Source organism: Streptomyces sp. 840.1, assembly GCF_003751445.1.
GTDB lineage: Bacteria > Actinomycetota > Actinomycetes > Streptomycetales > Streptomycetaceae > Streptomyces.
In genome coordinates, this window is the sequence record NZ_RJUU01000001.1 from 337,308 (window position 1) to 353,915 (window position 16,608).

The 16,608-nt window shown below is 72.0% G+C and carries 16 protein-coding genes; 3 read left to right on the forward strand and 13 right to left on the reverse strand.

Annotated features, from left to right (window positions below):
• Window positions 1-6 precede the first annotated feature (6 nt).
• Window positions 7-975: a CopD family protein gene (locus EDD93_RS01480; RefSeq protein WP_123523433.1), complete on the reverse strand. Its 969-nt coding sequence runs from the start codon at window positions 973-975 to the stop codon at window positions 7-9.
• 215 nt (window positions 976-1,190) lie between these two features.
• On the opposite strand from EDD93_RS01480, the gene EDD93_RS01485 reads away from it, so the two are divergent.
• Entirely contained in the window at window positions 1,191-1,592 is a 402-nt protein-coding gene (locus tag EDD93_RS01485) for an STAS domain-containing protein (RefSeq protein WP_123523434.1), read from the forward strand.
• Between the two features lie 62 nt (window positions 1,593-1,654).
• Here the strand turns inward: EDD93_RS01485 and EDD93_RS01490 are convergent, their stop codons facing one another.
• The gene (locus tag EDD93_RS01490; protein ID WP_123523435.1) at window positions 1,655-1,870 is read right to left on the reverse strand and encodes an EF-hand domain-containing protein; all 216 of its coding nucleotides are present in this window, start codon (window positions 1,868-1,870) and stop codon (window positions 1,655-1,657) included.
• A gap of 144 nt (window positions 1,871-2,014) precedes the next feature.
• On the opposite strand from EDD93_RS01490, the gene EDD93_RS01495 reads away from it, so the two are divergent.
• On the forward strand, window positions 2,015-2,695 hold the full coding sequence (locus EDD93_RS01495; RefSeq protein WP_123523436.1) for a GNAT family N-acetyltransferase: 681 nt from the start codon (window positions 2,015-2,017) through the stop codon (window positions 2,693-2,695).
• Here the strand turns inward: EDD93_RS01495 and EDD93_RS01500 are convergent.
• The 7 genes from EDD93_RS01500 to EDD93_RS01530 all read right to left on the reverse strand — a co-directional run bounded on the left by EDD93_RS01500 (window position 2,692) and on the right by EDD93_RS01530 (window position 10,233).
• Entirely contained in the window at window positions 2,692-3,882 is a 1,191-nt protein-coding gene (locus tag EDD93_RS01500; RefSeq protein ID WP_123523437.1) for a YncE family protein, read from the reverse strand. The genes EDD93_RS01495 and EDD93_RS01500 overlap by 4 nt on opposite strands.
• A complete protein-coding gene (locus EDD93_RS01505; RefSeq protein WP_123523438.1) occupies window positions 3,882-4,688 on the reverse strand; it encodes a polysaccharide deacetylase family protein in 807 nt (268 codons plus the stop codon). Before EDD93_RS01505 ends, EDD93_RS01500 begins: the two co-directional genes overlap by 1 nt.
• Window positions 4,689-5,101: 413 nt before the next feature.
• Entirely contained in the window at window positions 5,102-5,617 is a 516-nt protein-coding gene (locus tag EDD93_RS01510) for an ATP-binding protein (RefSeq protein ID WP_123523439.1), read from the reverse strand.
• 251 nt (window positions 5,618-5,868) lie between these two features.
• On the reverse strand, window positions 5,869-6,636 hold the full coding sequence (locus tag EDD93_RS01515) for an enoyl-CoA hydratase/isomerase family protein (protein WP_123523440.1): 768 nt from the start codon (window positions 6,634-6,636) through the stop codon (window positions 5,869-5,871).
• Window positions 6,637-6,741: 105 nt separating this feature from the next.
• The gene (locus tag EDD93_RS01520; protein WP_123523441.1) at window positions 6,742-7,173 is read right to left on the reverse strand and encodes a cold-shock protein; all 432 of its coding nucleotides are present in this window, start codon (window positions 7,171-7,173) and stop codon (window positions 6,742-6,744) included.
• Window positions 7,174-7,469: 296 nt separating this feature from the next.
• Window positions 7,470-8,723 carry an Ig-like domain-containing protein gene (locus tag EDD93_RS01525; protein ID WP_123523442.1) on the reverse strand — a complete coding sequence of 418 codons (1,254 nt, stop codon included), beginning with the start codon at window positions 8,721-8,723 and terminating at the stop codon, window positions 7,470-7,472.
• 277 nt (window positions 8,724-9,000) lie between these two features.
• Window positions 9,001-10,233, reverse strand: coding sequence for an Ig-like domain-containing protein (locus EDD93_RS01530; protein WP_123523443.1), 1,233 nt, complete (start codon window positions 10,231-10,233; stop codon window positions 9,001-9,003).
• A gap of 153 nt (window positions 10,234-10,386) precedes the next feature.
• On the opposite strand from EDD93_RS01530, the gene glgX reads away from it, so the two are divergent.
• Window positions 10,387-12,663 carry a glycogen debranching protein GlgX gene (glgX, locus tag EDD93_RS01535; RefSeq protein WP_398902678.1) on the forward strand — a complete coding sequence of 759 codons (2,277 nt, stop codon included), beginning with the start codon at window positions 10,387-10,389 and terminating at the stop codon, window positions 12,661-12,663.
• A gap of 9 nt (window positions 12,664-12,672) precedes the next feature.
• Here glgX and EDD93_RS01540 read toward each other — a convergent pair whose 3' ends face one another.
• The 4 genes from EDD93_RS01540 to EDD93_RS01555 form a co-directional block, all read right to left on the reverse strand.
• Entirely contained in the window at window positions 12,673-13,323 is a 651-nt protein-coding gene (locus EDD93_RS01540; protein WP_123523444.1) for a response regulator transcription factor, read from the reverse strand.
• Window positions 13,324-13,358: 35 nt separating this feature from the next.
• Window positions 13,359-14,630, reverse strand: a complete 1,272-nt coding sequence (locus EDD93_RS01545) for a sensor histidine kinase (RefSeq protein ID WP_123523445.1) — start codon at window positions 14,628-14,630, stop codon at window positions 13,359-13,361.
• A gap of 66 nt (window positions 14,631-14,696) precedes the next feature.
• Window positions 14,697-15,485, reverse strand: a complete 789-nt coding sequence (locus tag EDD93_RS01550; protein ID WP_123523446.1) for an ABC transporter permease — start codon at window positions 15,483-15,485, stop codon at window positions 14,697-14,699.
• Between the two features lies 1 nt (window position 15,486).
• Window positions 15,487-16,425 (reverse strand): ABC transporter ATP-binding protein, encoded by a 939-nt coding sequence (locus EDD93_RS01555; RefSeq protein WP_123527533.1) that lies wholly within the window; start codon window positions 16,423-16,425, stop codon window positions 15,487-15,489.
• Window positions 16,426-16,608 lie beyond the last annotated feature (183 nt).

The window sequence follows — 16,608 nt, forward strand, 5'->3', positions numbered from 1 at the left end:
CGGCGGTCAGCGGGTGCTGAGCCAGTGCGGGTCGGGCACGACGGTCAGCACCGCCGACACGAGCACGACGGCCGCCAGCGTGGCCAGTTCGCGGCGTGCCCGGCGCCGGACGACCGCCGGGTCACGGTCCGCCGCCAGGCCGCGGCGGGCGCCGAGCGCCAGCCCGCTGACGACGGCCACCAGCACCAGTTTGGCCAGCAGGGTGCGCCCGTACGCCGAGCTGAGGACGACATCGGGCGGCAGCCGGCGCAGGGCGCTGCAGGTCCCGGTCACCGCCAGGGCCGCGTAGAGCCAGCCGGCGAGCCGGGCGTAGCGGCCGAGCAGCGCGCGGGCGGCGCCGGGCGCGGTCCGCCGCCACAGCCGCATGGTGCGCAGCACGTGGAGCAGCCCGCCGCACCAGAGCGAGGCCGCGGTCAGGTGGACGACGGTGAGCAGGGCGCCCACCGCCGGGCTGTACGCCTCGGGGTGGGCGCGCCACGCCTCCCCGCCGACGACGAGCGCGAGCGGGGCGGCGGCCAGTGCCGGGCGGCGGCTCACGGCGCAGCAGGCGGCGAGGGCGAAGCCGTTGGCGGTGAGCAGGAGCAGCCCGCCCTCGCGGGTTCCATAGGTCTCGACGAGTCCGAGGTCGCTGACCCGGGCGAGCCGGACGAGCTGTCCCGCCGCCGCCAGTGCCCCGGCCACCGAGGCCGTCGCCGCCCAGCTGCGCGGCACTGATCCGGGCCGGCCGGGCAGGGTGCGGGTCAGTGCGGTGGCGGCGAGTGCGCCGAGGTGGACGGCGAGCGCGGCGAAGAGGACGGTGCGCAGCAGGGTGGCCGTTCCGGCGGCGGGTATGCGCAGTTCACCGGTGCCGTGGGTGGCGGCGGTGGCGCCCAGCAGGGCGGCCGCCGGGGTCAGTAGGCAGGCCCCCGCCGTGATGAGTACGGCCGGCGCCGGCCTGCGGCGGGCCGGTGCGGACACGCGTGAGGTGGGCGCCATCCGCCTCTCCTTCCTGACTGACAACCACACAAACGGGCCCCTGGCGTCCACGACACCATCGAACATTCACCCGGAAGGACGCATTACGGCAGGCGCGAACGTTTCTGCATCCCCACCCGGCGCGAGCCTCGGGTTAGGTTCACCGACTGTCACCTCACTGACAGCCACCAAGGCCCGGGTGCCTCAGCGGATTCGGCGCTGCGAGGAGAGGCATCATGACCGAGAGGCTGCCCCCCACGGCATCCGCCACGCTGGTCCCCCTGCCCGAGCCGTGCGGCCACGTGTACCGCAGGAACGGCCGGACGGTGGTGGCGCTGCGCGACGAGATCGACATCGCGACCGCGGCGCTCATCGCACCTGCTCTGGACGTCGCCACGTCGGACGGGTCACCACATCTGGTGGTGGACCTGACCGAGGTGAGTTTCCTCGACTGCTCGGGGCTGACACTGCTGTGCCGGGCCCGGCGCAGGGCGCTGGAGCGGGACGGGCGGTTCTGGCTCGTCTGTGACTGCCCGCGCATCCTGCGGCTGCTGCGCGCGGGCCGGCTGCACGATCTCTTCCGCCCGGTGGCGACGCCGGACGACGCCTTCGGCGCCGACGAGACGCCCGAGCCGTGACGGGGCCGGGGTGCGCGGCTCCCGGGACCCCGGCCCGCCCGCCGGGGGTCCTGGGCCGGCCGTCAGCCCTTGTTCTGCGCGGACCAGAACTCGTCGAACGTGAGCAGCCCGTCACCGTTGCCGTCGTGGGAGTTGATCACGGCCTGCGCGACCGGCTCGGTGACATAGGGGTCCCCCAGCTGAGCCATGACGCTCTTGTACTCGGCAGCCGAGATCAGCCCGTCGCCGTTCAGGTCGAACCGCTCGAACGCCTTGCGCGCCGACTCGATGTCCGCCACTGTTCCGCCCCTTCGTAATGCCTATATGACGGAGGTCAGATTAACGGGCGGGACGGAGGGCGATCGCGGCGGCCGGTCACCGATCATGGGTGGGACCCCCGCCGCCCGGCGGGCGGCGGCCCGGAGCGGGGAGGGAACGGCGCGATGGCCGAGGCACTGGCGGACATCCTGGAAGCTGCGGCGCAGGGCCGGTTCCCGCCGCCGGACGGGTCCACGACGGTGGTGCGACAGCCGAACGCACGGGATGCCGGGGTGCTGGCGTTCACCGCGCACTCGGTGGTGTTCACGGACGAGGACCCGCGGTGGGTGCGGGCGGCCCTGGCCGGCACCCCCGGTGACGCACTCGCCGCGACCATGAACCCGCACTTCCTGGGCGCGCTGATGGCGCGGACCGGACGGCACATGAACACCATCGACCTGCTCACGGTGGCGACGGCGCTGCCGGGCGCTCCGGAGCTGGAGCTGCGCGAGCTCCGGGACCCCGGGCACCCCCGGGTGGCGCGGGCGATGGGCTTCCGCGACGAGGTGCGGGTCTGGCGGGCGGCGGGCGGTGTGCTGATCCTCGGCCGCGGGGTCGCGGGGCGCTGGGAGGCCGCGATCGAGGTGGACGGGGAGGCGCGCGGGCGGCGGCTCGGCGAACGGCTGGCGCGGGCGGCCCGGCATCTGGTGCCGGGTCCGGTGGTGTGGGCGCAGCAGTCGCCGGGGAACGCCCGCAGTGTGCGGACGTTCCAGGCGGCGGGCTACCGGCCGGTGGGCTCGGAGGCGCTGCTGATCGGCCGGGCCCAGCGGAAGACGCCGGTGGGGCCGGGGGGCGGCAGCCCCTAGCGGAAAACGCCGGTGTGGCCGAGCGAGTAGCGGCCGGGCTGCGGGTAGACGGCGAGGCCGTGCGGTCCGCTGCCCACCGGGATCCGGGCGAGCTGCTTGCCGCTGGTGGTGTCGATCGCGTACACCTCCGAGTTGTAGCGCCCGGTCAGCCAGAGGACCTTGCCGTCGGCGGATACGCCGCCCATGTCGGGGCTGCCGCCGCCCGGCAGGTGCCACTTCTTCGCCAGCTTCTTCTTCGCGAAGTCGAAGACGGAGACGGAGCCCTCGCCCCGGTTGGAGATGTACATCTCCTTGGCGTCGCGGCTGACGTAGAGGCCGTGGCAGCCCTTGCCGGTGGGCAGCAGCTCCGGGGTGGTGAACTTCTTCCCGTCCAGCACCCACATGCCGTTCGCGATCATGTCCGCGATGTAGAACGTGCTGCCGTCGGGCGACAGCTTCACGTCCTGCGGCATGGCGCCCTTGAACGGCAGCTTCTGCTGGCCCACCACCTTCATCTTCGCCGTGTCGACCTTGAGGAGTTCGCCGGAGAACTCGCAGGAGACGATGAAGTACCGGCCGTAGGCGGAGAAGTCGGCGTGGTTCACGCCCGCGCAGCTGACCGGGACGGCCTTGGCCGTCTTCATGGTGTGCGCGTCGCGGAAGACCAGTTGACGGTCCATCGAAGCCATCACGATGGCGTACTTGCCGTTCGGCGTGAAGTAGAGGTTGTACGGGTCGGAGACGTCGACCGTCCGGCCCGCCTCGCCCGTCGCAGGGTCGATCGCCGTGAGGCTGTCGCCGACGTCGTTGTTGACCCAGAGGGTCTTCAGGTCCCAGGACGGCACGACGTGCTGCGGCTGGCGGCCGACCGGGATGGTCTTGATGACCTTGTAGGTGGCGGGGTCGATCACCGTCACGGTGTTGGAGTTGGTGTTGGGCACGTACACCCGGGACGGGAAGTCCTTGACGACCGGCGACAGCTTCCCGGCGGCGTCGGCGGCGTACACGTTCGCGGGGTCGAGCACCGGCGGCATCCCGGCCAGTCCGGGCGGCGCGGGCGGGGACACGTGCTTGGCCCTGGCGGGTGGGGCGGCGGCCTCGGTGGCGGTGTCGCCGGCCGCCTTGCCTGCGGGGGTGCCGCAGCCGGTGAGTGCGGCGAGCAGGACGCCCCCGAGCAGGGCCGCGGTGCGCGTGGTGGAGGGATGCATCAGGTCAACAGCTCCGTGGTCGTCACCGCGCGCAGTTGGCGGCGGTCGAGTTCGGTGAGAAGGAGGGGCAGCGCGGCGACCGTGTCCGCGTAGCCGAAGTGCATGCTCACCACCGATCCGTTACGGATCTCGCCGGCCACCTTGCGGGTGACGGCCGCGGCGCCGGGCGAGGTGAAGTCGAGGGAGTCCACGTCGTAGGAGAGGACGTGCGGGTAGCCCGCGCGGACGGCGAGCCGCTGGACGAGCGGGGTGGCGTACTGGGTGCGCGAGGGGCGGAACCAGGTGCCGATGGAGCCGGTGAGCCGGCGCAGCCGCTGGGCGCAGCCGGTGATCTCCGTGTACGCCCGGGTCTCGTCCATCGCGGAGATGTCGGTGTGGTGCTGGGTGTGGTTGCCGAGGTCGTGGCCGCCGTCGAGGATGCGGCGGGCCATCTCGGGGTGTTCGTCGAGCCAGCTGCCGACGGCGAGGACGGTGACCCGTGCCCCGGCCCGTTCGGCCTCGGCCAGCACGGTCCTGGCGATGGCCGGGTCGCCCTGGCCGTGGAAGGTGAGGGCGACGCGTGCCCGGTCGCGGGGGCCGTGGCCGATCTGCACCGGCTGCCCGGGGAAGCGGCGCGGGGCGGGCGCGGGGGCGTGCGCTCCGGCGGTGGCGGCCGGCTTCTTCGGGGCCGGGTGGGTGAGGGGGCCGGCCTGCGTGCCGGCGGTGTCCCGGTCCCCGCAACCGGTGGCGAGGCCTGCGGCGAGGGCGGCCCCGGCTCCCGCGCGCAGGGCGCTGCGGCGGTGCACCGGTGTGTCGGAGACGTTCATGCGCAGAACAGTAAGTGCGGAATGTCAGGAAAATAACAATTGACCGTTTTCGCCGCTTCCATTGATCACACGGATGCGCGACACCGGCGCCCGCGGCGATCAATGAATCAGCCGCGAAGCCCCGGCAACGTTCATAGATTTCCAGGCAAGTGACCCAACACACCTAGGATTCATCACTGAAATAGCCATATTCATACCGCTATGTGCGTTTTGCGGCTTTGGCGATGTAGTCGCCCGTCTGCCATAGTCGGTGACACGACCCGCACTGACCCGGGCCGGGTCGTCATAAGCGGCCGTGAACACACCCCCCATTTCACGGCCCCCACACAGCAGCCCCCGCAGCGCCTCACCACGGCCGAACCGGGGGCTTCTGTGCATACGGGAGCCCTCCGGGCCGGGCGGCCACCGGGGTCTCAGCGGTCGGAGATCCGCATCTCGAACCAGGTGATCTTGCCGCGCGGCAGCAGATCCACACCCCAGCGGTCGGAGAGCTTGTCGACGAGGAAGAGACCCCGCCCGCTGACGTCCATCTCCTGCACGGGCATGAGGCAGGGCAGTCCGCGCGAGGGGTCGCGCACCTCGATCCTGATCCAGCCGCGGCGGCGCAGCATCCGCAGGCCGAAGACCCTGGCACCGGTGTGGCGGACCGCGTTGCCGACGAGTTCGGATACGAGCAGGACGGCGTGCTCGCCGATCTGCGGGGAGAGCGCCCACTGGCGCAGCACCACACAGGAGGTGAGCCGGCGCGCGGTGGCCGCGGACTCCGGACGGGAGGGCAGCCGGACTTCGTCCTCCGTCGGATTTCCGAACAACTCAAGCGCTTTGAACGCCTGTTCGTCCTCGACGGCCGGCATACTCCGTGCCGCTGTCGCGCTGCTGCGCTGTCGCGGCTGCTCCACACCCTCCAGGCCCGCCATGGAAACCATCATGGCCGCAAGGCGGGCACTCCGGGGCCGTTCCAGGGGAATCCCCAACCCGGAATCAGCAATTCCGCAGCGGCCTCCCGGCATATGCCCCTGGCAGAATGCCCCCGCGCACACCCCCACCGACCTGCGTGAACGCCACGTCTGGACAGGTTCGAGGGGGCGAACGGCGCGCTGAGCCTTAAGGTTGCCTTAAGGCTCAGCTAATCCGCCCACACGGATGAACGCGCCGCGATCTGTTCCCAACTGGCGTTCGGTCAGAGGAATTTGGCCTTGCCCGGTCCCTCGTCCACAAAGCTCCGCATTCCGCGCTCCCGGTCCTCCGTGGCGAAGAGTCCGGCGAACCAGGTGCGTTCGATCGTGAGGCCCGTGTCGATGTCCGTCTCCAGCCCGGCGTCCACGGCCTCCTTGGCGGCGCGCAGCGCGAGGGCGGGGCCCTTCGCCAGCTTCGCGGCCCAGGCGTGCGCGTGCTCGTACACCTCGGCGGCGGGCACCACCCGGTCCACCAGGCCCATGGCGAGGGCCTCCTCGGCCTTCACGTGGCGGCCGGTGAAGATCAGGTCCTTGGCCTTGGCGGGGCCGATCAGCCGGGCGAGGCGCTGGGTGCCGCCGGCGCCCGGGATCAGTCCGAGCATGATCTCCGGCTGCCCGAGCTTGGCGTTGTCGCCGGCGATCCGGAAGTCGGCGCACAGGGCCAGTTCGCAGCCACCGCCGAGCGCGTAACCGGTGACGGCCGCGACAACGGGCTTGGGAATCCTGGCCACCGCGGTGAAGGACTCCTGCAGCGCCTTGGACCGGACCACCATCGCCGGGTGGTCCATCGCCTGCATCTCCTTGATGTCCGCGCCCGCCGCGAACACCTTCTCGCCGCCGTAGAGCACCACGGCGCGCACGTCGTCGCGCCCCGAGGCCTCCTCCGCCAGCTCGCGCAGCCGGTCCTGGGTGGCGATGTCCAGGGCGTTCATCGGCGGCCGGTCCAGCCGGATCGTGCCGACGCCGCCGCTTACTTCGAGGGTTACGGTCATGGGAGGCAGGTTAACCGGCGCTAACGCCGGGCCGGACAGGCCCGGGGCCGGTGCCGTTCGTCACAGCCGCCGGGCGGCGCCCGGCCCGCCCCGCCCCGGCCGTTCTCAGCCCTCGACCCAGCCGTGCTTCTTCGCGAAGTGCAGCAGCCCCTGGCGTGCCTGAAGGATGTGCGCCGCGGTGAGACCGGGCGCGGATTCCAGCAGCACCTCCGTGACGTCCCGCACGTACTCCTCCGAGTTGAGCACGTCGCACATCACGTCGTCGCCCTCCGCGATCTGCCTGGCCGGGGTCTCGGAACGCCCCGGGAACCCGGACCCCGGGGCCGCCGCGCCGCCGGGCGCGAGGCGCACCGAGGAGGCCTTCAGCCCCCGGTCGCCCTGCTCGACCTCGAACTCGACCAGCAGTCCGGGCCTGAGCGAGGCCTCGGGGATCCGGAGGTCGTTGACGTGCAGGAAGACGTCCTCACCCCCGTGATCCGGAGCGATGAACCCATAACCCTTGACACCGTCGAACCGCACCACACGACCGCTGACCATCAGAACCGACCTCTCAACGAAACCCCGGACCCGTGCCCGGGATACCCCTGTCGCAGCGGCCGGCCCGGACCTCGTACACCACTGCGGACACGCCGTGCGACTACCTGCCCCCACTGTGCCAGCAGTCGTCGGCCCGCAGCCACCGGGCAGGGGATTTCGGCCCCGGTCCGTGTCGTCGCGGGACGCCCTCCGTGCCGGTCCCGGGCCGCCGTGTGCGGAGCACCTCGCACGCCGGCCCCGGACCACAGGGTGGTCCGGGGCCGGCGTCGCTCGCGTCCGTGGTCAGTGCCGCAGGGCTACTTGGTCCACTCCGACCAGGCCATGTTCCAGCCGTTGAGGCCGTTGTCCGGCGGGATCGTCTTGTCGTGCGAGTTGGTCACGACGACGACGTCACCGATGAGCGAGCTGTTGAAGAACCAGGCCGCCGGGGTGCTCGGGTCACCGCCGCCGCGTGCGTCGAACATGCCGACACAGCCGTGGCTGGTGTTGGTGTTGCCGAAGACGCCCGAACCGCCCCAGTAGTTGCCGTGGATGAAGGTGCCCGACGTGGACAGGCGCATCGCGTGCGGCACGTCCTTGATGTCGTACTCGCCGCCGAAGCCGACGGTGTCACCGTTCATCCGGGTCACCCGGAGCTTCTCGCTGATGACCATCTTGCCGTTGTACGTGGTGGTCGCCGGGGCGCCCGCGGAGATCGCGATGTCCCTGATCTGCTTGCCGTCGCGGACGACCTTCATCCGGTGAGTGCTCGCGTCCACGGTGCTGACCTGCCGGCGGCCGACGGTGAACGACACCGTCTTGACCTGCTTGCCGTAGACCCCCGGGCGTCCCTCGACGCCGTCGAGGTTGAGCTTCAACGTCACCTTGGTGCCGGCGGCCCAGTAGTCCTGCGGCCGGAAGTCCAGCCGGTCGTTGCCGAACCAGTGGCCGGCGATCTCGACGGCCGGCTCGGCCGTCACCTTGATGGCCTTCTCGACGGCCTCCGGGTCGGTGATGCCCCGGGTGAAGTGGATCGAGACCGGCATGCCCACACCGACCGTGGAACCGGCCTCCGGGGTGTACTGCCCGATGAAGGTGTTCTTCGGGACCAGCGTGGTGAAGGCGGTGTCCTTGGCGGACTCACGGCCCTTCTCGTCCTTGGCCACGGCGTGGACCTTGTACTTGGTCGCCGATGCCAGGTGCTGGTCAGGCACCCAGCTCGTGCCGTCCGCCGCGATCTTCCCCTCGACCTCGGCCCCCTTGGGGTCGGAGACCTTGACCGTGGAGAGCTTTCCCTGCTCGGCCGAGATCTTCAGCGCCCCGCTGGTGGCGACGGAGTCGGCGCCGTCCTGCGGAGCGACCTTCACCACGGCCTGGGAGGCGCTGGTGTCACCGGTCTTCGTCCCGCCCTTGCCGGCGCCGCCCTTCGCGTCCCCGGTGTCCTCCCCGCCGCACGCCGTCACCAGCAGCAGCAACGCGCCCAGCACCAGGGCCAGCAGTCCGGTGGTCCCACGCCCCCGCCGCCCGCTGTCCGCCCTGACCGATGTCCCCGATATCGGCTGCCCGTTCAATGTGGTCGTCTCCCCTCGCACGGCCCGGCCCCGCCGATGCCGTCCCTGGGAGCTCACAGGCTCCCGCCCCCACGCGCTGCATATGCGCGCTCAGCGAAAGATAATCACACCGACTGCGGGCAGATCTCCCGCAGAATGTCACCGTTCCGTCCCAACTCGTTCAGCACTTGCCCTGGTCGGGGGCGTTGCCCGCGCGAGGGGCTGTACAGCACGACGGCCCGGCCCTCCCGGAGCTGTCCGGGAGGGCCGGGCCGCGCGGACGGGAGCCGGGCCGGGATCAGCGCACGGCGGAACCCGCCTTCCACCGCTTCCAGTTCAGATTCCAGCCGCTGAGCCCGTTGTCCGGGGCCACCTGCTTGTCCTTGGAGTTGACGACCTCGACGACATCCCCGATGAGCGTCCGGTCGAAGAACCAGCCGGCCGGGGTGGACCCGCTGCCGCCCTGCTCGTCACGGAGCCCGATGCAGCCGTGGCTGACGTTGGTCGAGCCGAAGATGTCTCCGTCCGACCAGTAGTTGCCGTGCAGGAAGGTGCCGGACTCGGTGAGCCGGATGGCGTGCGGCACGTCCTTGATGTCGTACTCGCCGCCGAAGCCGACCGTCCGCCCGTCCATCCGGGTCACCTCGTGCATCTCGCTGACCACCATCTTGCCGTTGTACGTGGTCGTCGTCGGGGAGCCCGCCGTGATCGGGACCGTGGAGACGAGCTGCCCGTCCCGGCGCACCTGCATGGTGTGCGCGGCCGAGTCCACCCGGGACACCTGCTCCCGGCCCACGGTGAACCGCACGGTCTTGCGCTGGCTGCCGTACACCTGCGGCGCCCCCTCCACATCGCGCAGCCCCACCTCGACGGTGACCTCCGTGCCCGGCTCCCAGTAAGCCGCCGGGCGGAAGTCCAGCCGGTCGGAGCCGAACCAGTGCCCGGCCACCTCCACCGGCGGATCACTGGTCACCCGGATCGCCCGCTGCACGGCCGCGCGGCGGGTGATCGGGCGGTTGAACTCGAAGGAGACGATCATGCCGGTGCCGACCGTGGACCGGTTCTCCGGCTTGAAGTAGCCGATGAAGCGGTGTTCGGGCACCACCGTGGTGAAGGTGGTGTGACGGGCCGAGCGGTGCCCCGAACCGTCCAGGGCCACCGCGTCGACGCTGTACTTGGCGGCGAGCCCGAGCCGGCCCGCCGCGCCCTGGGGAGCCCACGAGAGACCGTCCTTCGCGATCAGACCCCGCACCTCCTGCTGCCGCGCGTCCTCGATCCGGGTGACCTTGACGCTCTCCAGCCGCCCGTCGGGGACCTTCACCGAGACCTCGGAGTCCGCCCGCACGTCCTCGGCCCGGTCCTGCGGGGTGATCCGGATCGCCTCCTGCGGTGACCGGGACTTCCCGCCGATGATCGAACCGGCGCCCGAGCAGCCGGTCAGAACAGCCAGTACGACCAGTACGACGAGCAGTCCCGACCGTCTCAGTACGGTGACCGGGCTCGCGCCTGCCTTCTTCGCTACGTGGTTCACGTCCCCCCAACGACCGGGCGCGTCGGGGGAAACGTGAGTGCGGGGCCACTCGTGGGCAGAACAGAGGGGACGACCACACTCGGGGAGCCGCGGCCGGGACGCCGCGCGCTCCCTTTCGGTGCCGGTCCCCCACGAGCCGCGGGAGGCGAGCAGGTGTCGAGCGCAGCCGAGCAGGAGGCAGTGCCGAAGACGTTTCCGGGACGGTCCGGACGGGCGGTGGAACGGCCGGCCACCGCTCCGGCCGCCCCCGCGCCGCCGCCCGCCACCGGCCCCGGACAGCGGCCGCCGGCCGTGTGGCCGGGTACGCCGATGCCGCTCGGAGCCCGCTTCCGGGTGGGGCCCGACGGGGTGGCGGGCACCAACTTCGCGCTCTGGGCGGGCGGCGCCGAGGCCGTGGAGCTGTGCCTCTTCGAGGAGGACGGCACCGAGACCCGGCTGCCGCTGACCGAACTGACCCACGAGATCTGGCACGGCTTCGTACCCGGTGTGCGGGCCGGCCGGCGTTACGGCTACCGGGTGCACGGCCGCTGGGACCCGTGGACGGGCGCCCGCTGGAACGCGGCGAAACTGCTCCTCGATCCGTACGCACGGGCCGTGGACGGTGATTTCACCCTTCCGGCCGAGGTGTACGGCCATGTGAGGGACTGGCCCCAGCAGCAGATCGCGGACACCGTGCGCGACGAACGGGACTCCGCCCCGTACGTCCCCAAGGGTGTGGTCGTCCACGATGACGACGACTGGGCCGAGGACCGGCGGCCCAAGACGCCCTGGGCCGACTCCGTCATCTACGAACTGCACGTCCGCGGCTTCACCAAGCTCCACCCGGGCATCCCCGAGGAGCTGCGTGGCACCTACGCCGGACTCGCGCACCCCGCGGCGATCGGCCATCTGCAGCGCCTCGGGGTGACGGCCGTGGAGCTGCTGCCGGTGCACCAGTTCGCCCACGAGGACCATCTGCTGCGACGCGGGCTGCACAACTACTGGGGCTACAACTCGATCGGCTACTTCGCCCCGCACGCCGGATACTCCGCGAGCGGCACCGCGGGCCAGCAGGTCGGCGAGTTCAAGCGGATGGTCCGCGCGATGCACGACGCCGGGATCGAGGTGATCCTCGACGTGGTCTACAACCACACCGCGGAGGCGGGCGAGCTCGGCCCGATGCTGTCGCTGCGCGGCATCGACAACCGCGGCTACTACCGCCTCCAGTCCGACGCCCGCAGATACGCGGACTACACCGGCTGCGGCAACACCCTGCACGTGGTGCAGCCGAACGTCCTGCGGCTGATCACCGACTCACTGCGCTACTGGGTCACCGAGATGGGCGTCGACGGCTTCCGCTTCGACCTGGCGGCGGCGCTCGCCCGCTCCATGCACGACGTCGACATGCTCTCCCCGTTCCTCGCGGTGATCGCCCAGGACCCGGTGCTGCGCCGGGTGAAGCTGATCGCCGAGCCGTGGGACGTCGGCAACGGCGGCTACCAGGTCGGCGCGTTCCCGCCGCTGTGGACCGAGTGGAACGACCGCTACCGGGACGCCGTCCGGGACTTCTGGCGCGGCGCCCTGCCCGACGTGCGCGACCTCGGCTACCGGCTCACCGGATCCAGCGACCTGTACGCCTGGGGCGGCCGGCGCCCGTACGCCTCGGTCAACTTCGTCACCGCGCACGACGGGTTCACCCTCCGCGACCTGGTCAGCTACGAGCACAAGCACAACGAGGCCAACGGCGAGGGCAACCGCGACGGCACCTGCGACAACCGGTCCTGGAACTGCGGCGCGGAGGGCGAGACCGACGACGCCTCGGTCAACGCGCTGCGCCGCCGCCAGCTGCGCAACCTGCTCACCACCCTGCTCCTGTCGACCGGGGTGCCGATGCTGGTCGCGGGCGACGAGATGGGCCGCACCCAGGGCGGCAGCAACAACGCCTACTGCCAGGACAACGAGGTCAGCTGGCTGGACTGGTCGCTGCTGGAGCAGCCTCAGTGGCGGGAGCTGACCGAGCTGACGGCCCGGGTGCTCGGCCTGCGCCACACTCACCCGGTGCTGCGCCGCCGCGCGTTCTTCTCCGGCCGGGCGCAGGCCCCGGACGGGCTGCGGGACCTGGCGTGGTTCACCCGGCAGGGGGGCGAGATGACGGAGGAGGACTGGTACGCACCGGCCGCGACGGTCGGGCTCTACCTCTCCGGCCGCGACATCCCGGGCCGGGACGCCCGGGGCGAGCAGGTGAGCGACGACAGCTTCCTGGCGGTGCTGCACGCCGGTGACCGCCCGGTGGACTTCCGGCTGCCGGGGCCGCCCTGGGCGCGGGAGTACGAACTGGTCCTGGACACCGCCCGGGAGGACCAGTCCACCGCGCCCGGCACGGTCCACCGGGGCGACACCGGCCTCACGGTGCCCGCGAGATCGGTGCTGCTGCTGCGGGTACGGGAGTGAGCCCGGCGCTCAGCCCAGGATCCCCCGGTCGTACGCGACGGCGACGGCGGCCGCCCGGTCCTTGGCGCCCAGCTTGGCGAAGACATGGCTGAGATGGGTCTTCACCGTGGCCTCGCTGATGAACAGCACGGCGGCGATCTCGCGGTTCGACGTGCCCCGCGCGACGAGTTCGAGCACTTCGCGCTCCCGCGCGGAGAGCGTCTCGCTGCCGGCCGCGACGGGCGTGCGCACCCGTGAGATGAGCCGGGAGGCGATGGCGGGCGACAGGACGGTACGGCCGTCGGCGGCGGCGCGCACCGCGGTGAACAGCTCCTCGCGCGGGGCGTCCTTGAGGAGGTACCCGGTCGCGCCGGCCTCGATCGCGGGCAGGGTGTCGGAGTCGGTGTCGTACGTGGTGAGGACCAGGACCCTGGAGCGGGCGCAGCGCCGGGTCAGTTCGGTGATCGCGGCGACCCCGCCGCCGCCCGGCATCCGCAGGTCCATCAGGACGACGTCCGGGTCGAGCAGGACGGCCGTCTCCACGCCCTCGACGCCGTCGGCCGCCTCACCGAGCACCTCGAACTCCGGCGCCGCCGCGAACATGCCGCGCAGCCCGTCGCGTACGACGGGGTGGTCGTCGACGACGATCAGGGTGATGACGCGCGCGGGTTCCTGGGCCATAGCCGCTTACCGTACTGTGCCGGCGCCCGGCCGGCTCAGTCGTGCCGGACGAGCGGGACCCGGGCGCAGACCGCGGTGCCGAGACCCGGTCCGGTCTCCACCTCGACCGTGCCCGCGATGCGCTCGGCGCGCGCCCGCATGCCGCCGAGCCCGAATCCGCCGGCGCCCCGGTACGGCTCCAGCGCGCCCGGGTCGAAGCCGCAGCCGTCGTCCCGCACGTCGAGGGTGATCTCGTCGCCCATGTAGGACAGGGTGACGCCGGTCCGGGAGGCGGCGGCATGGCGGCCGGCGTTGGCGAGGGCCTCCTCCGCGATCCGCAGCAGGGTGGCGCCGACCTCGTCATGCAGCGGCTCGGCCGTGCCGGTGACGGTGAACTCGGCGCGGACGCCGGTCCGTTCGGACCAGTTGGTGACCGTCTTCTCCAGGGCGGCGGGGAGGTCGTCGTGCTCCAGCGCGGCCGGCACCAGATTGTGCACCGAGCGGCGCGCCTCGCCCAGGCTGTGCCGGGCGAGCGCGGTGGCCCGGACGAGGTGTTCCCCGGCCAGCTCCGGGTCGGTGGCCGCTGCCGAGGTCACCGCCTGGAGCTGGGCGATGATGCCGGTCAGCCCCTGGGCGATGGTGTCGTGGATCTCGGCGGCCAGCCGCCCGCGCTCGTCGGCCACTCCGGCCTCGCGTGCCTGGACCAGGAGCTGGGCGTGCAGCCCGGCGTTCTCCGCCATGGCCTGTTCGAGCCGGGCGTTGGCGGACTCCAGGGCGGCGATGGTGTCGGACTGGGTACGGGACTGCTCCGCCTCCCGGTTGTTGATCTGCGCGAAGACCATGGTGAGGGTGGCGTGCAGGGCGAAGAGGATGACGAAGGCGATCCAGTTCATGAGGCTGACGGGCGGCAGGCCGCTGCCGGACTGCGAGCCCGCCATGATGACGGCGGTGGCCAGCAGCCCGGCCCGCACGCCCCGCCGGGGCAGCAGCCGGCCGGCGTCGAAGTAGCCGGCGATGACGAAGATGGCGAAGAACGGGTTGCACCAGGTCAGCGCGAAGGCGAGGAGAGTGCGGGCGACGAAGTAGCACTGCGGCCTGCGGCCCGCCGGGGTCCGTACCCGTCCCCACCAGAGCTGGAGCACGAGCGCGGCGGGCACGAGGACCCAGGTGGCGTACACGTCGCGGCGGGACATGATCAGGCCGGCGGTCACGGCCGAGACCGCGGTGGCCAGGGCGAGCAGTCCGTACGGCCCGTAGCGGAAGAACCGCTCCCACCACTGCTCGGCCGTCTCCACCCGGATCACGGCCTCCGTCCCCCGCGCGCTCATGGCCGCAGTCTCCCCGAACCCCCGGCCTGATCCAAACGAGAGGCCCCAAGTCTCCTCCGTCGCCGGCTACTCCCACCGGAACGTACGGATCGCCACCCCCGCAACCGCCACGGCCCACAGCACCATCACCCCGAGGTACGCCCAGCTGGGCCAGGCTCCGGAGGCGGCCCGGTCCAGCGCCTGGGAGGCCGCGCCGAACGGCGTGACCTGGACGATGTGGCGCAGGGTGTCCGGCATGGTCTGCACCGGCACCCAGACGCCCGCGGTGAACATCATCGGGAAGAAGACGACCGAGCCGATGGCGGCCGAGATCTTGGTGGTGCGGGAGACCGCGCAGACCAGCGCGCCCAGGGCCAGCACGCAGGCCACGGCCAGCAGCAGCGCGAGCAGGTAGCCGAAGGGCTGTCCGGGCAGCCGCACCCCGAACGCGATCCGGCCGACCACCATCACCAGCACGGCGGAGCCGAGTGCGGCGACGCCGTGCAGGACGATCTGCGCGCCGAGCAGGGCGGCGGGCCGCACCGGGGTGGTCGACATCCGGCGCAGGATGCCGCGCTCGCGGTAGCCGGTCAGTACGGGCGGCATGGCCTGGAGCCCTGCCATGATCATGGCGAGCAGCACCGCCACGGGGACGTACAGGTCGATGACGCGCCGGCCGCCGAGTCCGTCGTCGTGCTCCCGGAAGGACGGGACGAGTCCCAGGACCGTCATCAGTACGGTCGGGAAGACGAGGATCCAGAAGAGGCTGCCGGGTTCGCGCAGGAAGAGCCGGGTCTCGGACCTGAGCACCGCGAGCGGGGCGCCGGCGGGCGCGGTGCGGGGGCCGGGTGCGGGGGCGGTGTGCGAAGTGGCCATCTCAGACTGCCCGTTCCGTGAGGTGGTGGCCCTCGGCCGGGGCGGAGTGCTCGGTGAGGTCGAGGAAGGCGTCGTCCAGGGTGGCTTCGGAGACGCGCAGTTGGTGTGCGGTGATGCGGAGCCGGGCCAGCAGCGAGATCACTGCGTTGACGGTCTCGTCGGTGCCGTTGATGACGAGGCGGCCGTTGCGGCTCTCGCACGAGGCCGCGCCGGGCAGCCGGTCCAGCTCCTCGTCGTCGAGGGGCCGCGAGGGCGTGAACGCGATGACGGTGGAGCTGCCGGCCCTGGCGATCAGTCCGGAGGGGGCGTCGAGGGCGGCGATCCGGCCCCTGTCGATCACGGCGATCCGGTCGCAGAGCCGCTGGGCCTCCTCCATGAAGTGGGTGACGAGCAGGACCGTGACGCCGCTGTCCCGTATCTCCTCGATCAGCTGCCAGGTGTCGCGCCTGGCGCGCGGGTCGAGGCCGGTGGTCAGCTCGTCCAGGACCACGATCCGGGGGCTTCCGACGAGGGCGAGCGCGATGGACAGCCGCTGCTTCTGGCCGCCGGAGAGCTTGCCGAACCGGGTGGTGAGCCTGGTGTGCAGGCCGAGGCGTTCGGCCAGGGACCGCCAGTCGGCGGGGTCCGGATAGAACGCGCTGTACAGCTCCAGCGCCTCGCCCACCGTGATCCTGGGCTGGAGTTCGCTCTCCTGGAGCTGGGCGCCGAGCAGCAGCGTCACCCGCTCGTGGTCGGCGACCGGGTCGAGCCCGGCGACCCGGACCGTGCCGGAGTCGGGGACCCGCAGTCCCTCGACGCATTCGACGGTGGTGGTCTTGCCCGCGCCGTTGGGGCCGAGGATCCCGAAGATCTCCCCCTCGTCGACGGTGAAGCTCACCCCGTCCACCGCGGGGCGTCCGGCGTAGGCCTTGCGCACCCCGTCCACTTCGATGATTGCCATGCCCCCGAGCATCCCGGCCCCGGCCCGCGCGCGGCATCCGCCATCGCGCTCGAACCGGCATCAGCCGATCGGCCGATGCCGGGCTACGACCGTCGTACGCCGTCGGGCGCCCCTCCCCCGGCGCCGGGCCGCCGGACGCGGTGTGCTTTGCGTCAAGCTGCGGCCGGGGCCGAAATTGGGATG

What these genes read in the sequence shown, in the direction of transcription:
- EDD93_RS01480 (WP_123523433.1), bottom strand. Translation starts at nt 975, where the DNA reads ATGGCGCCCACCTCACGCGTGTCCGCACCGGCCCGCCGCAGGCCGGCG.
- EDD93_RS01485 (WP_123523434.1), top strand. Translation starts at nt 1,191, where the DNA reads ATGACCGAGAGGCTGCCCCCCACGGCATCCGCCACGCTGGTCCCCCTG.
- EDD93_RS01495 (WP_123523436.1), top strand. Translation starts at nt 2,015, where the DNA reads ATGGCCGAGGCACTGGCGGACATCCTGGAAGCTGCGGCGCAGGGCCGG.
- EDD93_RS01500 (WP_123523437.1), bottom strand. Translation starts at nt 3,882, where the DNA reads ATGCATCCCTCCACCACGCGCACCGCGGCCCTGCTCGGGGGCGTCCTG.
- EDD93_RS01505 (WP_123523438.1), bottom strand. Translation starts at nt 4,688, where the DNA reads ATGAACGTCTCCGACACACCGGTGCACCGCCGCAGCGCCCTGCGCGCG.
- EDD93_RS01510 (WP_123523439.1), bottom strand. Translation starts at nt 5,617, where the DNA reads ATGATGGTTTCCATGGCGGGCCTGGAGGGTGTGGAGCAGCCGCGACAG.
- EDD93_RS01515 (WP_123523440.1), bottom strand. Translation starts at nt 6,636, where the DNA reads ATGACCGTAACCCTCGAAGTAAGCGGCGGCGTCGGCACGATCCGGCTG.
- EDD93_RS01520 (WP_123523441.1), bottom strand. Translation starts at nt 7,173, where the DNA reads ATGGTCAGCGGTCGTGTGGTGCGGTTCGACGGTGTCAAGGGTTATGGG.
- EDD93_RS01540 (WP_123523444.1), bottom strand. Translation starts at nt 13,323, where the DNA reads ATGGCCCAGGAACCCGCGCGCGTCATCACCCTGATCGTCGTCGACGAC.
- EDD93_RS01545 (WP_123523445.1), bottom strand. Translation starts at nt 14,630, where the DNA reads ATGAGCGCGCGGGGGACGGAGGCCGTGATCCGGGTGGAGACGGCCGAG.
- EDD93_RS01550 (WP_123523446.1), bottom strand. Translation starts at nt 15,485, where the DNA reads ATGGCCACTTCGCACACCGCCCCCGCACCCGGCCCCCGCACCGCGCCC.
- EDD93_RS01555 (WP_123527533.1), bottom strand. Translation starts at nt 16,425, where the DNA reads ATGGCAATCATCGAAGTGGACGGGGTGCGCAAGGCCTACGCCGGACGC.